At 45.3% G+C, this 13,946-nt stretch carries 12 protein-coding genes and 3 pseudogenes; 12 read left to right on the top strand and 3 right to left on the bottom strand.

Annotated elements, in window-relative coordinates; genetic code table 11:
- Positions 1-47: 47 nt before the first annotated feature.
- The 7 genes and pseudogenes from JCM19039_RS18820 (at position 48) to JCM19039_RS18790 (ending at position 7,458) form a co-directional block, all read left to right on the top strand.
- Positions 48-1,784 (top strand): thiamine pyrophosphate-requiring protein, encoded by a 1,737-nt coding sequence (locus JCM19039_RS18820; RefSeq protein ID WP_042430156.1) that lies wholly within the window; start codon positions 48-50, stop codon positions 1,782-1,784.
- Positions 1,785-1,886: 102 nt separating this feature from the next.
- Positions 1,887-2,708, top strand: a complete 822-nt coding sequence (locus tag JCM19039_RS18815; protein WP_238545147.1) for a TRAP transporter substrate-binding protein — start codon at positions 1,887-1,889, stop codon at positions 2,706-2,708.
- Complete coding sequence (locus JCM19039_RS18810) at positions 2,699-2,929, top strand: hypothetical protein (RefSeq protein ID WP_042430152.1); 231 nt, start codon at positions 2,699-2,701, stop codon at positions 2,927-2,929. The genes JCM19039_RS18815 and JCM19039_RS18810 overlap by 10 nt, the downstream gene beginning before the upstream one ends.
- Before the next feature lies 1 nt (position 2,930).
- Entirely contained in the window at positions 2,931-3,434 is a 504-nt protein-coding gene (locus tag JCM19039_RS18805) for a TRAP transporter small permease subunit (protein WP_052398942.1), read from the top strand.
- Positions 3,424-4,727: pseudogene (locus tag JCM19039_RS18800) on the top strand (TRAP transporter large permease). Before JCM19039_RS18805 ends, JCM19039_RS18800 begins: the two are co-directional and overlap by 11 nt.
- A gap of 28 nt (positions 4,728-4,755) precedes the next feature.
- Complete coding sequence (locus JCM19039_RS18795; RefSeq protein WP_042430146.1) at positions 4,756-6,216, top strand: aldehyde dehydrogenase family protein; 1,461 nt, start codon at positions 4,756-4,758, stop codon at positions 6,214-6,216.
- 30 nt (positions 6,217-6,246) lie between these two features.
- Positions 6,247-7,458, top strand: a complete 1,212-nt coding sequence (locus JCM19039_RS18790) for a 4-hydroxybenzoate 3-monooxygenase (RefSeq protein ID WP_042430144.1) — start codon at positions 6,247-6,249, stop codon at positions 7,456-7,458.
- A 48-nt stretch (positions 7,459-7,506) separates the two neighbouring features.
- Here the strand turns inward: JCM19039_RS18790 and JCM19039_RS25965 are convergent, their stop codons facing one another.
- Genes JCM19039_RS25965 through JCM19039_RS18780 form a run of 3 tightly spaced genes read right to left on the bottom strand, consistent with a single transcriptional unit; the run spans position 7,507 to position 9,240 of the window.
- Positions 7,507-8,031: an amidohydrolase family protein gene (locus JCM19039_RS25965; protein ID WP_052398941.1), complete on the bottom strand. Its 525-nt coding sequence runs from the start codon at positions 8,029-8,031 to the stop codon at positions 7,507-7,509.
- Positions 8,028-8,426 carry a hypothetical protein gene (locus JCM19039_RS25960; protein WP_052398940.1) on the bottom strand — a complete coding sequence of 133 codons (399 nt, stop codon included), beginning with the start codon at positions 8,424-8,426 and terminating at the stop codon, positions 8,028-8,030. Before JCM19039_RS25960 ends, JCM19039_RS25965 begins: the two co-directional genes overlap by 4 nt.
- A 25-nt stretch (positions 8,427-8,451) precedes the next feature.
- On the bottom strand, positions 8,452-9,240 hold the full coding sequence (locus JCM19039_RS18780; RefSeq protein WP_042403427.1) for an IclR family transcriptional regulator: 789 nt from the start codon (positions 9,238-9,240) through the stop codon (positions 8,452-8,454).
- Positions 9,241-9,419: 179 nt separating this feature from the next.
- On the opposite strand from JCM19039_RS18780, the pseudogene JCM19039_RS18775 reads away from it, so the two are divergent.
- From JCM19039_RS18775 to JCM19039_RS18755, 5 genes and pseudogenes are all read left to right on the top strand, one after another.
- Positions 9,420-10,889: pseudogene (locus JCM19039_RS18775) on the top strand (aldehyde dehydrogenase).
- A 16-nt stretch (positions 10,890-10,905) separates the two neighbouring features.
- Positions 10,906-11,682, top strand: coding sequence for a 2-keto-4-pentenoate hydratase (locus JCM19039_RS18770; protein ID WP_042430138.1), 777 nt, complete (start codon positions 10,906-10,908; stop codon positions 11,680-11,682).
- 12 nt (positions 11,683-11,694) lie between these two features.
- A pseudogene (locus JCM19039_RS18765) lies at positions 11,695-12,482 on the top strand (2-keto-4-pentenoate hydratase).
- Positions 12,483-12,492: 10 nt separating this feature from the next.
- Entirely contained in the window at positions 12,493-12,696 is a 204-nt protein-coding gene (locus JCM19039_RS18760; RefSeq protein WP_042430135.1) for a 4-oxalocrotonate tautomerase, read from the top strand.
- Entirely contained in the window at positions 12,697-13,488 is a 792-nt protein-coding gene (locus JCM19039_RS18755) for an extradiol ring-cleavage dioxygenase (protein ID WP_238545143.1), read from the top strand.
- Positions 13,489-13,946 lie beyond the last annotated feature (458 nt).

Below are 13,946 nucleotides of genomic sequence, written 5' to 3'. Positions count from 1 at the left end.
TAGCTGTGATACAATTCTGAACACAAACGTAAGGAGGAGATTCCACGATGGAAATTACGAAAACAGAAAAATTATATACGAGTGCGGATGCAATGCTCGAAGCGTTCAAAGAGATGGGTGTTTCCTATATTTTTGGAAACTTTGGAAGCGATCATCCAGCCATTATTGAAAGTCTTGCTCATTTTAAGCAACAAGGCATCTCAATGCCTGAAGTCATTATCTGTCAGCATGAGATGGTGGCACTCAGTGCCGCTCATGGGTACGCCCAAGTGACAGGTGAGCCACAAGCCGTCATTATACATGTGGATTGCGGGACACAAAATCTTGGTGGAGCCGTACATAATGCAGCTAAAGGAAGAATACCGGTCATTATTTTTGCGGGAATGTCACCGCTTACACAAGAAGGCGAGTTGCCTGGTAGCCGCAATGAATACATTCATTGGCTCCAAGATGCCCATGATCAGTCAGGGATTGTGCGAAACTATGCAAAGCACGCTTACGAAATTCGCACTGGGAAAAATATTAAACAAGTGATGCACCGTGCGAAGCAGTTGGCTGTGAGTGATCCGCAAGGTCCAGTCTACCTAACAGCGGCGAGAGAAGTATTAGAAGAATCAAGCGAACCGGTGAGCCTTAATCATTCAAAGTGGAAGGGACTCGCTCCCCAAGCAGTCGCTAAAGAAAAGCTCAATGACATAATAGAGAAATTAACGGCCGCAGAACGGCCGCTTATTGTAACTTCTTATATTGGTCGACAAGAAGAGTCAGTGCATGAACTCGTGAAACTAGCAGAAGCGCTTAGCATTCCTGTTCTTGAATCTGCACCGAGTCGTATGAATTTTCCAGCAGAGCACCCGCTACACGTAGGTTATCGTTGGAATGAAAGTTTTGAAGACCCTTATGTTACGACAGCGGATGTGATTCTCGTTATTGATAGCGACGTACCGTGGATTCCTTTAACGAACCGTCCTCAAAAAGAAGCTGATATTTATTATATTGATATGGATCCGCTAAAGGAAACGACACCTTTATGGTATTTTCCGTCCAATGAATTTATCAAAGCGGACAGTCTTGTATTCTTAAAGCAGTTGAATGAGCAAATTGCACGGATAGAATTAAACTATGATAGAATCACTGCTCGACATGAAGCCGTTATGAAACACCATGAGACAACGCGCGAGACTTGGAAACAAAAAGAAGTCGTTTCAAATGATGGAAGAATTACACCTGAACTCTTATCAGCAAAGCTGCGCGAAGCTCTAGATGACGATGCCATCGTCATGAGTGAAGCGATTACCAACTTTACGACTGTGAATCAGCATATTCCACGTTCACTCCCTGGGTCGTACTATAGCCTAGGCGCCAGTTCTTTAGGTTGGAACGGTGGTGCGGCAGTCGGTGCGAAACTTGCTTCACCAAACCGTCTCGTCGTGAGCTTAACTGGAGATGGTTCGTATGTATTTAGCAATCCAACGCCAGTGCATTGGATGTCGAGAAAGTATGACGCGCCGTTTTTGACGGTTATTTTCAACAATGAACAGTGGAATGCACCGAAGTTCTCCACATTAGGTGTTCATCCTGAAGGTGTTGCTCATGAAACAAATCAATTCTGGACGATGTTCGACCCGAGTTCCAATTTATCAGGAGTTGCAGAAGCAGCTGGAGGCGCCTATGCGGTATGTGTCAACGATGCAGACGAACTAAGCCAAGCATTAACTGAAGCGATTAACGTTGTGAAGGGTGGAAGGTCAGCCGTTGTCGATGTGCGTGTGACGGGACGTTAAAAAATTCAGATTGTTGCGCATAGGGGAACAATAGTGTTTGATGTTGTACAAGACTTCGCTACACTAAAATCAACGAAGAAAGGGGGCATTCAGGTGAAGGGTATGAAATGTAACCGCTTACTAGCTATTTCTAGTTTTGCATCACTTGTTTTGTTAGCTGGCTGTCAAACAGCAGAAACGAGTGGGGAGACGGTGAATGAGGTTGATCTTGCGTTTTCATCATTTATGCCAGGTCCTCACCCGCAGCATACGGATGTGTTTTATCCATTTATTGAAGAAGTAGAAGAAGCTACCGACGGCAGGGTGACGGGCACGTTGTACGCGGGCAATGCGTTGTCGAAAGCGGATCATCATTATGACTTAGTTGTCAATGGTGTGGCTGATATGTCCATTGCCCTGCACGGCTATACGCCAGGGCGGTTTCCTGTAACCGGTGTCACTGAACTTCCATTCATGGGTGAGGATGGTACAAAAGGAACAGAGATTTTGTGGTCACTGTATGAAAAGTACCCTGAAATCGAAGCTGAGCATGAAGGGGCGCGGGTAGGTTGGCTTTTCAAAAATGATCCTGCGCAGATTTTTACGACCGATACACCCATCCATTCACCTGAAGACCTTAAAGGGTTAAAAATACGGACACCGTCCCCGGCGGCTCGGGATATTCTGGAGGCGTACGGTGCCATTCCAGTGTCTATGCCGATGGGTGATGTATATGAAGGCATGCAGCGTGGGGTCATTGATGGTGCGTTGGCACCGGCCTCGGTTGTGACAAACTTTCAGCTTGCAGATGTAACCGGATACATTACGGAAGGGAACTTCTACACGAGCAGTTTGTTTGTCGTCATTAACCCTGGAACATGGATGAACTGTCAGCTGAAGATCAGGACTCGCTCGACGAAATTATGGGAGAAAACATGGCGATGAAAGCGGCTGAAGTGTATGACCATGATGGAGTTGAAGGCTTTATTGCCGCAGAGGAAGCGGGTGTTGAGATTTATACCATACCAGAAGAGGAAATGGGTGTCTGGGAAGAACCAGTGCTTCCGCTCTATGAAGCATGGGTCGAAGATATGGAAGCGGACGGATATGATGGTCAAGGAATTCTTGATGATGCGATTCGTTTAAGAGATGAGGGGGCAGAGTAAGGTGCTCAACCGGACAATTTCTAGTTTTGAAACCGTAGTATTACAAATTAATAAATTTGCAGCGATCATCGCAGGCGTGATCCTGCTTGCGATGATGACGCTCACGTTTTTAGATGTTGTAGGCAGGTTCTTTTGGCAACCGATTACTGGTGCACATGAGTTAACGTATATGGCACTAGCATTGATCGTATTTTTGAGCCTTGGGTTTACGCAAGTGAAAAAAGGACATATTTCTATAGATTTTCTCGTGGAGCGTTTCCCGAGACGATTTCAAGCATGGTTATCACTCATTACTTACGGCGTGATGCTCGTCATTTTAGCGTTGATGACGTGGAAGACGTTCACGTACTCTGTGCAAATTTCTTCTACAGTTACGGGGGATCTAGGGTTGAAGGTATCTGTCTTTATTATTACCGGGGGCATAGGACTTGCGATATTTGTGCTCACCATCGTTCTTGATTTCTTGAAATCTGTCCGAGAGGTGGTCGGTCAAGATGAGTCCTGAGTTTATTGGTGTGATTGCCATCGTTGGTTTGTTCGTCTTGTTATTGTTGCGCGTACCGGTAGGGGTTTCGCTACTTCTTGTCGGATTCTTCGGATTTTGGCAGTTACTCGACTTGGATGTTGCCCTAGCGCAATTAGGCATGAGTGCATTCGGTACGGCAAGCAACTACGGCTTAAGTGTGATGCCGATGTTTATTTTGATGGGAATGTTTCTTTCCTATAGTGGTTTGGCGAAAGACTTTTCAAAGCAGTAAACAATTGGGGCGGGAAAGTGAACGGCGGGCTTGGCATGGCGACGATCGGCGCATCGGCGATCTTCTCCTCCATTTCCGGTTCGGTGAATGCGACAACCGCAACACTCGCAAAAGTCGCCATCCCTGAAATGAAATCGTATAAGTATCATCCGGGGTTAGCCTCCGCATGTGTCGCAGCAGGCGGGACGCTCGGTGTTCTAATTCCGCCAAGTGTCATTCTCATATTATATGGCATCTTAACGATGGAGCCGGTCGGTGAATTACTCATCGCGGGCGTCGTACCGGGGCTTCTGCTCACAATTACGTTTATGGCAGTCGTCTACATTCAAGTGAAAAGAAAACCAGAACTTGCTCCGAGTACGGACCATGAGGTGAGCTGGAAAGAAAAGTTTCTCTCACTTTCAGAAATCTGGCCGTTTGCGATTATTTTCCTCATTAGTATGGGCGGGATCTATATGGGGTTCTTTACGCCGACCGAAGCTGGTGGCGTTGGGGCCATTAGTGCACTCGTTGTCGCTTTACTTACAAGAAAGTTAAACTTTAAAAAATTGCTAGAGTCTGTTGATGAGACGTTACGATTAACGGCGATGATTTTCTTAATTTTGATTGGCGCGGGCTTGTTTAGTCAGTTTCTAGCAATGAGTCAAATCCCTGCAGCGGCAACGTCATTCGTAACCGGACTAGACGTTTCCCCATTTGTCATTATCGCGATATTGCTCGTTGTCTATTTCTTGCTCGGGTTATTTCTTGAAGGTATTGCGATCCTCGTTTTGACGTTGCCGATTGTGTATCCAATCGTGACGGGACTTGGGTTTGACGGGGTTTGGTTTGGCATCATTATGGTGATGGTCTTTAACATGGGTGTCATCACACCACCGCTTGGAATTAGCGTGTTTGTCATTAACGGTGTCGTTCGCGATATTCCTGTGCAAACAATCTTCCGAGGTGTCGTACCGATGTTAATTGCGATGGTTATATTTACAGCGGTTCTCGTTATGTTCCCACAAATAGTACTTACACTACCGAATCTAATGCAGTAGCTAATGAAAAGAGAGGCGGGATTAGCCAATGGAAAATTACGAACAGTATGCGAAAACTTACACGAACGGAGAATGGATAGTCGGGGGTAGTGACCGCTCGTTTGATAACGTAAACCCTTATAACGATGAAGTGATTGCTAGCATTCCACTAGCAACAAAACAACAACTAGAGCAAGCTTTTGAGGCGGCGAAACATGCACAAAAATCTTGGGCCAAAACGCCAGCAGACGAACGAAAAGCATACATCGAAAAGGCAATTGAATACTTCAAAGACAATAAAGACGAAATTGTACTTATGCTTTCCAAGGATACCGGAGGTTCTGTCTTAAAAGCGAATGTAGAATTCGGCCTCACGATGGAAATTCTCGAAGAGTCATTAAACTATGTACACGAATTGGAGCATGTGCACGAAGTGTCTAATCATGTACCGGGAAAAAAGAGCAAAATATACCGGACACCTCTCGGTGTTGTGGCGTCCATTTCACCGTTTAATTTCCCAATGAATTTGTCGATGAGAAGCATCATTCCAGCAATTGCCCTTGGAAATACGGTTGTTCACAAGCCGGATATTCAAGTTGCTTTTAGCGGTGGTGTTATGATTGCAAAAGCGTTTGATTATGCTGGATTACCTAAAGGTGTTTTTAACATGTTGCTCACAGATATCGAGGAAATAGGGAACGGGATGATTGACCATCCCCTTGCTGAGTTGGTTAGCTTCACCGGTTCAACGGCAGTAGGTAAGAAAATTGGCGAAACGGCTGGACGCAATTTGAAAAAAGTCGCATTAGAACTAGGTGGAAATAGCCCATTCGTCGTTCTCGAAGATGCAGATGTTGACCAAGCAGTGAATGCCGCAATTTTTGGGAAGTTCATTCACCAAGGACAGATTTGCATGATCATTAACCGTATGATCATTCACGACGCGGTCTACGATTCGTTTGTTGAGAAGTTTGTCGAGCGGGCGAAAAAGATTCCATACGGTGACCAAACGAACCCTGAGACGATTATCGGGCCAATCATTAATAAAGATCAGTTAAAGAAAGTGAATGCACTTATTGAACAAGGGAAAAAAGAAGGAGCTACACTCGCTTTAGAAGGAGAGCAGATTGGAAATGTCATCACTCCTTATGTGTTTACTGACGTTCAAAACGACTCTGAACTCGCCCAAAGCGAAGTGTTCGGCCCTGTTGCTACGATGATTCGCGCCAAGTCTGATGAAGAGGCGATTTCTTTGGCAAACGATACGTCGTACGGCTTAAGTTCAGCCATCTTTACGAGTGATTTTGAACGAGCAGAAACACTTGCACTAGAACTGGATGCGGGGATGACCCACATTAACGATCAAACAGTGAACGATGCCCCAAATGTACCGTTTGGTGGGAACAAAGCAAGTGGCCTTGGGAGATTTGGAAACCCATGGGTTGTTGAAGAGTACACAAACCCAAAATGGGTCACCGTTCAAGAAGAAACGCGTAAATATCCATTCTAAAACAGATAAAAAAGATAGGAGTGTAGAAGGATGCATACGAATGTTGTCATTATTGGTGCGGGCCCGGCAGGGTTAATGCTCTCACATTTATTATCTCAAAATGGAATTGACTCCATCATATTGGAAAAACGATCACGCAAAGAAATTGAGGAGACGGTCAGAGCGGGCGTTTTAGAACAAGGGACCGTTGATTTATTGAAAGAAACCGGTGTGGGTACCCGAATTGAGCATGAAGGATTTGAGCATGAAGGCATTTATCTACAGTTCGGTCAAAAACGCGAACGCATTGACTTTCCGTCGTTGACGGGTGGGAAGAAGGTCGTTGTTTATCCGCAGCACGAAGTATTGAAAGATCTGCTCAAAGCGCGGATTGAAGATGGGGCAGCGATTCATTTTGAAGTCGATGAAGTGAAAACCCACGCCATTCATTCAAATGAACCGTACGTAACATACACTCCGGAAAAGGGTGCTTCAGAAGAAACCATTACGTGTGACTATATTGCAGGGTGTGATGGTTTTCACGGACCGTGCCGTGAAACGGTAACCGAGTCGGACTGTTCAGAGTATGAGAAGCTGTATGATTACGGTTGGCTAGGCGTTCTAGCCGAAACAGAGGTCGCAAGTGATGAACTGGTGTATGCGAATCATGAAAATGGGTTTGCGCTATTAAGTACCCGCACGCCTACACTGCAACGTTTTTATTTGCAAGTGGATCGAAAAGACGACATCAATCTTTGGTCAGATGATCGGATTTGGACAGAACTGAAGAAGCGTTCAGATATTGGTGACGGAAAAGAATTAAAGGATGGTCCAATCGTTTCGAAAAACATCGTTTCCATGAGAAGTTATGTGTGCGAGACGATGCGCAAAGGCAATTTGTTCCTTGCTGGTGATGCTGCGCACATCGTTCCTCCTACCGGTGCAAAGGGCTTGAATCTAGCGATTAGTGATATCCAAATTCTTGCCGAAGGTTTAAAAGAGCGGTATCACAATGGCAGTGAAAATTTATTGGATCGTTATGAAGAAATCGCTTTGCAAAGAATTTGGAAAGCTCAACGTTTCTCATCGTTCATGACGACCCTTCTTCATACAGACGTGAAAAAGACGAAGTTTGAACGAAAAATTCAAGAGAGTGAATTTCATTATTTAGTATCATCGGAAGCCGCGAAACGCTCATTAGCGGAAAACTATACAGGTTTGCCGATTGAATGGGGTCGCGCGCTAGCTCCGCAATATTCATAACTAAAAAGGGTTGTTATGCATGTTATGTGCGTAACAACCCAGCTTTTGTTAAAGGAAACTTGGTGTTTGATTTAATTTATGTTGATCGATTTTCCAATCATTCAATTCAAACGGAAAGTCTGAACCAGGGATCACTTGGTTTTTTCCGGCAATTTCGAGCAAATAGTCTAATGTGCGCTCATCCCAAAGGACGCTGTCATAATAGAAGGAAGCCGCATATTCAAGTGGTGTTCGCTGGAGCTTTGCGAATTCATTTTCCCATGATTGGAACCCTTTGGACATTCTCCCGATTTGGTAAGGAAGAAACCCACCACCGTGAGCCAATAGAAAGGTGATGTTCGGATAGCGGTCAAGAACGCCTTGCACAATAAGGTTCGCAGCAGCAATGGTCGTTTCCCACGGCACGCCGATGAGGTTCGGCAGTTTTGAATGGTTAAGACGTGGATCGCTATGCAGAAGGGGGTGAACGAACAGAACAGCTTGAGTTGCATTCGCCGCTTCGAACAATGGATCAAAGAAAGAGTCAGCCAACGTTCGTTCCCCAAACCCTGGGCCGACAATGGCTCCCTTCAACCTTGTTGGATCGCTTGTTCCAATTCTTTGGCCGCTTGCTCAGGTGACTGTAAAGATAACGTAGCCAATCCTTCGAACGTGGCATCTTTCGCTTTTAAATGAACGAGCGCGTCGTTGTACACTTGAACAAGCTCACTCGTCACATCAACGGGTTGATCATAAAGAAACAGTTGAGGTACAGGGGAAACGAGTGCTTTACGAAAGGATGAGTACGCCGCTGTAAACGACTGTGTGCGTGTGAAATTTTCATTTAATGGAAATGCCCATTTGTCGTTAATGGAAAGTAAGGTTGTTTGTTCGTTTTTTTTGATCCACTTCGCATTGATGAGTGTTTTGTTCTCTTCAATCCATTGTTGTACTTGTTCTGGTATAAAATGTGTATGAGAATCAATCATGACGGACAGCTCCTAAATGTAATGGTTATTGTCTAAATCCTAGTTTTCGACTAATCTGTTTGCCGGCGTCAACCACTCTGCGTGTATGCGTATGAATCGTATATTGGTTCACACGTTGAACCGGTCCGATGAGATTGACTGAAGCAATCACTTTGCCTGTATAATCTCGAATCGGCGCAGCGATTGTAGCAACGCCTTCAGACAGTTCCTCCAAACTAATTGCGTAGCCTTTAGCGCGGACATCACGAAGCTCGTCGCGGAGTTCATCAACTGTTGTGATTGTATTTTTTGTATGGGCGACAAAACCGTCACCTTCAACAGCTTGTAATAGACGTTCTTCATGATCGTGATACGCGAGCAAGATTTTTCCTGAGCTTGTGCAATAGGCCGGGTTTCTCTTTCCGATATGGGTGAACGCTCGGACTTGATGTTTGCTTTCGACCTTTTGCAAATAGATCACCTCATGCTGGTCCAAAATCGCGAGATGAGAGGTCTCTTGCGTCCGCTCGGTCAATTCATGCAAAACAGGTCCTGCCTCTTGATGGATGTCATACGTTGACGTACATACGCTCGCAAGAGAGAGGATCGACAATCCGAGACGAAAGCGTTGGTTGTCTGGATTTTTTTCAATAAATCCTTCTTGCTGCAATGTGGCCATCATCCGACTCACGGTACTCTTCCCAAGATTCAAACGTTTCGAAATGTCAGTAAGTTTAAGTTCTGGCTCATCCATGGAAAAGCAATGCATAATACGCAACGCGTTGCGCACAGAAGAAAGTGTGTAATCTCGCTTTTTATTTATAACCGTTTCCATCGGGTGAACTCCTTCCTCGAGTAATTGTAACTAGACTATAGCATAGAAGTTTAAAGAATAAAGGCAAGAAATTCAAAAAAATTAAAAATAGTTCCGCATAGAAAGAACAAAGATGTTTTATAAGGTACTTTTATAACGTAACCTACGAAGTAAGAAGAGAATAACTAGGAGGTTATCACATGAGTACAACGTCAACAGATGTAAAAGTACAAGGAATTGATTGTCAGCTATTTATTAATGGCAAGTATCAACCGTCCGTTTCCAACAAAACTTTCAACAATATAGATTCAGCAACAGAAGAAGTCATTGGCACGGTAGCCGAAGGTACGAAAGAAGATGTAGACCTAGCCGTACAATCAGCAAGAAGAGCGTTAAATGGTCGTTGGAAAGAGATGACCACCAATGAGCGCTCAGCAATTTTAAGACGTATCGGTGATTTAATTCTAGAACGACAAGAAGAATTGGCGAAATTGGAAGCGCTTGATACAGGAAAACCGTTATGGTTAGCGAATAAGATAGATATTCCGCGTGCAGCGTACAACTTCCACTTTTTTGCAGATTATATGACGACGCTCGGGACTGAAGCTTACCAACAAGACCAGGAAGCGTTGCATTATGCTTTGCGTAAGCCAGTCGGTGTGATCGGAATGATCAACGTGGAACTTGCCACTCCTGTTATTGACGTGGAAGCTCGCGCCTTGTCTTGCAGCAGGAAATACAACCGTAATGAAGCCTGCAGAGTGGACGCCAATGACCGCGACAGTACTTGCAGAAATTTGCAAAGAAGCAGGTGTTCCAGACGGTGTCGTTAACGTCGTTCATGGGTTTGGTCCAGGATCAGCAGGGGAAGCAATTTCGGCACATGAAGATGTCGATGCGATTACGTTCACTGGGGAAACATCAACGGGAACAGCAATTATGAAAGCAGCTGCACCAACGTTGAAGAAGTTGTCCTATGAACTTGGTGGAAAGAACCCGAACATTATTTTTGCAGATTCTGATCTTGATGAAGTCGTGGAGACAACGATTAAATCAAGCTTCATTAACCAAGGCCAAGTTTGTTTATGTGGTTCAAGAATTTATGTGGAGCGCGGAGCGTACGATGAGTTTTTAGAGAAGTTCGCTGCGAAAACGAAAGAGCTTAAAGTCGGTAATCCGTTTGACGCGGACGTGAACCTCGGTGCAATGATCTCGAAAGAGCACTATGAGCGTGTGCTCTCTTATATCGAACTTGCAAAAGAAGAAGGCGGCGAGTTTTTGACAGGTGGGCAAGTGACTGAAGGAATGGATAAAGGTATTACATCAATCCGACGATCATTACCGGTCTAGACCGTAGCTCACGTTGTGTAAGAGAAGAGATCTTCGGACCGGTCGTGACGGTCATTCCATTTGATCTTGAAGATGAGGTCATCGGTCAAGTGAATGATACGCATTACGGTTTGGCGGCGAGCATTTGGACGAATGACTTAAGACGTGCCCACCGGGTTGCCGATGCTGTGGAAGCTGGAATTATTTGGGTGAACACGTGGTTCTTACGTGACCTACGAACGCCTTTTGGTGGCATGAAGCAAAGTGGTGTCGGTCGTGAAGGTGGTATTCATAGCTTTGAATTCTACTCAGAGTTAAAGAACGTAACGATTAAATTATAGAGAGGAACGGGTCAACATGCATGCACAAATTGCTAAGGATCTGCATCAAGCAGCCACATCGAGAGTGTCGATCCCACCTCTAACCGCGACTCATGAAGGCTTAACGGTTGAGGATGCGTATCAAATTCAAACCGAGTTTCTTCAGTTAAAAGATTCAAAAGAAACGAGACAGACTGGTCGCAAGATCGGTCTTACCTCCAAGCCAATGCAACAGCTTCTCGGTGTGAATGAGCCAGATTACGGTGTGTTGTTCTCAGATATGCTCATTCAAAATGATGGTGTAGTCGAAACCAATCAAACGATGCAACCGAAAGTTGAAGCAGAAATTGCGTTCGTACTGAAGCGAAACTTGCAAGGTCCAAATGTTACAGCAGCCGATGTGATTGAAGCGACAGATTATCTCGTTCCTTCCATCGAAATTGTCGACAGCCGGATCAAAGATTGGAAGATTACCCTTCCTGACACGATCGCGGATAACGCTTCTTCGGGTCTGTATGTGCTCGGCAATAAAGTGACAGCACCACGTGATGTGGATGCCAAATCTGTAGGCATGGTGCTCTACAAAAATGGCGAAATTGTTGGAACGGGTGTCGGCGCACTGGCAATGGGCGACCCCGCAACGTGTGTTGCCTGGCTTGCAAACAAACTTTCAGAGTATGGCGAAGAGCTAAAAGCTGGGGAAACGATTTTATCGGGCGCCCTATCCGCGGCCGTTGAAGCAGCTCCAGGTGATCATTTCACTGCGAAACTAGCGCATCTAGGCGAGGTAAACGTTCGCTTTGCGAAATCTTAGGAGGATCATACGATGACGACAACTTTACAAAAAGATCTAGCAAGCCATCTGTTGGCATGTGAAGAGAATGTTCAAGATACAGTAAAAGTAACAAAAGAGATGGCACCTGATTTAACGATTGAAGAGGCCTATCTTGTACAAGAACAACTTGTACAAATGAAACTTGACAAAGGACTCACCATTGTCGGTCCTAAAATGGGACTGACGAGTAAGGCGAAATTGACGCAAATGAACGTTGACGAGCCGATTTACGGGTATGTATTCTCCAATATGGTTCATGACAACAAGAGTGAAGTCTCGATGAAAGAACTCATCCATCCAAAAGTCGAAGCAGAAATCGCCTTTGAACTTGGAGAAGATATTGAAGGACCAGGTGTACCTGCTGCAGACGTTATGCGAGCGACAGCCGCGTTCATTCCTGCGGTAGAAATTATCGACAGTCGCTACAAAAATTTTGAATTCACCCTTCCGGATGTGATTGCGGATAACGCATCGTCATCAAAGGTTGTATTTGGGGAGCGTGTCCCGAATCAACAAGACTTGGAACTTGATCTTCTAGGAGCAACCATTACGATCAATGACGAAGTGAAAGCAGGAGGAGCAGGCGCCGCGGTATTAGGTCATCCTGCGAATGCCATCGCTATGCTTGTGAACATGCTAGCGAAAAAAGGCGAGAAATTGAAAAAAGGCCAAATCATACTATCAGGGCAATTACTGAAGCCATCTTAGCCGAAACCGGAGATCAAATTGGTGTATCCATTGATCAACTAGGTGAAGTAAAGTTCTCTTTCATAGACTAGGAGGGATCATATGCCATTGATTCAAGTATCGATCATGGAAGGGCGCAGTGAAGAAAAAATCGAAAAGCTCATTCATGAACTAACGAAAACAACGGCCGAAACACTCGGGTCTCCGATTGAAAACGTTCGGGTTCTCGTCAATGAGATGCCGACGACACATTGGGGCATTGCGGGTGAAAGTGTGGCCAAGAAGAAATCCAAGGAGGCGAACTAGATGTCAGTTGAATTAGGTGTGCTCGCGGCTCACGTACCTAGCATTTGCCATCGAGAAAACATTCCTCCATTCCAAGAGAATCTCGTTAAGGAAATGGATCAGATTGCAAAAGATATCGAAGAGATCAATCCTGAACTCATTTGCATCGTGTCTTGCCATTGGATCTCAACATTCAACCATTATGTAGACGTTGCACCTGAGCATAAGGGGATTTTAACCGCTTTTGAATGCCCGGACATCATTTCAGATGTGGCGTATGAATATAAGGGTGATCGAGAGATTGCAAACGAGATGGTTCGTGCTGGGAAAAGTGCACGGATCCCTGTTACTGCAGTCGACGACCCGACGTACGTCTGGGATTATGGCACGGTTGTGCCGCTGCGCTACTTGTTGCCGAAGCTTGACGTACCCGTCATTAGTTTGTCCATTGCCGAAGCGGCTGGATTGGATGAAACGAGGCAATGGGGAGAAGTCATTCGCTCGGTTATTGATGAATCTGGAAAGAAGACCGTATTCATCTTCAGTGGAGCACTTGCCCACAACCTCGTGAGAGGGCGCATTAACATGCCGACCATCTCTGAGCAAGCGTTGGATAAACAATTTATCGATTACACGATGCAACGTGACTTGCAATCTATGCAAACGATGCTCCCACAATACGCAAACACCGCAGGCGTCGAAGGGGGTGGCCGACACTTAGCGATGATGCTCGGCATCATTGACGAAGAGTATAAGCCTGACTTCAAAGCTACGCTCAGTCTTCAGGTAGTGGCAACGCATCATCACCTTTGAAAAAGAAAAGAGCGCCACGAGAGTATAACGAACGTAACGCATTTGAAAAAAATCGCCTTGTCCCAATCGCATAATTGGGGCAAGGCGATTTTTAAAGCGATCATGAATAACGCCGATTGCCACAGAAGGCACCCCCACTCCGTATCCTCGCCCCGAGCGTAAGTAGGAAAGCTGTTTTATCGAGGGATCTAGATCGTACGGGGTAGGGGGGCGACCTAGATCGCCAATCTCCTAGAAAATCCCAAAATCAAGCTACCCTCCTCATCTCCGATGTCGAAAGTCGTGAAAAACGATCTATATAGAATGAACGTAACATTTTCTTGACTTGCACTGTTGGGTGGGAGGGGGAGCGCGGTGCTAGGTGACATTCTACGCGCAAGTTTCCCCCATCTGCGCGCAAGTTTGCGCTTTCCACCGATTTTAGCGCCGAAATCACCAAACTCCTGCGCAGTTTGTTT

It is taken from the genome of Geomicrobium sp. JCM 19039 (assembly GCF_000698145.1).
GTDB lineage: Bacteria > Bacillota > Bacilli > Bacillales > Marinococcaceae > Geomicrobium_A.
This window is presented reverse-complemented; position numbering and strand designations above follow the sequence as displayed.

Bases quoted from the DNA above. Each gene is read 5' to 3' on its own strand.
- JCM19039_RS18820 (WP_042430156.1), top strand. From the start codon at position 48: ATGGAAATTACGAAAACAGAAAAATTATATACGAGTGCGGATGCAATG.
- JCM19039_RS18815 (WP_238545147.1), top strand. From the start codon at position 1,887: ATGAAATGTAACCGCTTACTAGCTATTTCTAGTTTTGCATCACTTGTT.
- JCM19039_RS18810 (WP_042430152.1), top strand. From the start codon at position 2,699: ATGGCGATGAAAGCGGCTGAAGTGTATGACCATGATGGAGTTGAAGGC.
- JCM19039_RS18795 (WP_042430146.1), top strand. From the start codon at position 4,756: ATGGAAAATTACGAACAGTATGCGAAAACTTACACGAACGGAGAATGG.
- JCM19039_RS18790 (WP_042430144.1), top strand. From the start codon at position 6,247: ATGCATACGAATGTTGTCATTATTGGTGCGGGCCCGGCAGGGTTAATG.
- JCM19039_RS25960 (WP_052398940.1), bottom strand. From the start codon at position 8,426: ATGATTGATTCTCATACACATTTTATACCAGAACAAGTACAACAATGG.
- JCM19039_RS18780 (WP_042403427.1), bottom strand. From the start codon at position 9,240: ATGGAAACGGTTATAAATAAAAAGCGAGATTACACACTTTCTTCTGTG.
- JCM19039_RS18770 (WP_042430138.1), top strand. From the start codon at position 10,906: ATGCATGCACAAATTGCTAAGGATCTGCATCAAGCAGCCACATCGAGA.
- JCM19039_RS18760 (WP_042430135.1), top strand. From the start codon at position 12,493: ATGCCATTGATTCAAGTATCGATCATGGAAGGGCGCAGTGAAGAAAAA.
- JCM19039_RS18755 (WP_238545143.1), top strand. From the start codon at position 12,697: ATGTCAGTTGAATTAGGTGTGCTCGCGGCTCACGTACCTAGCATTTGC.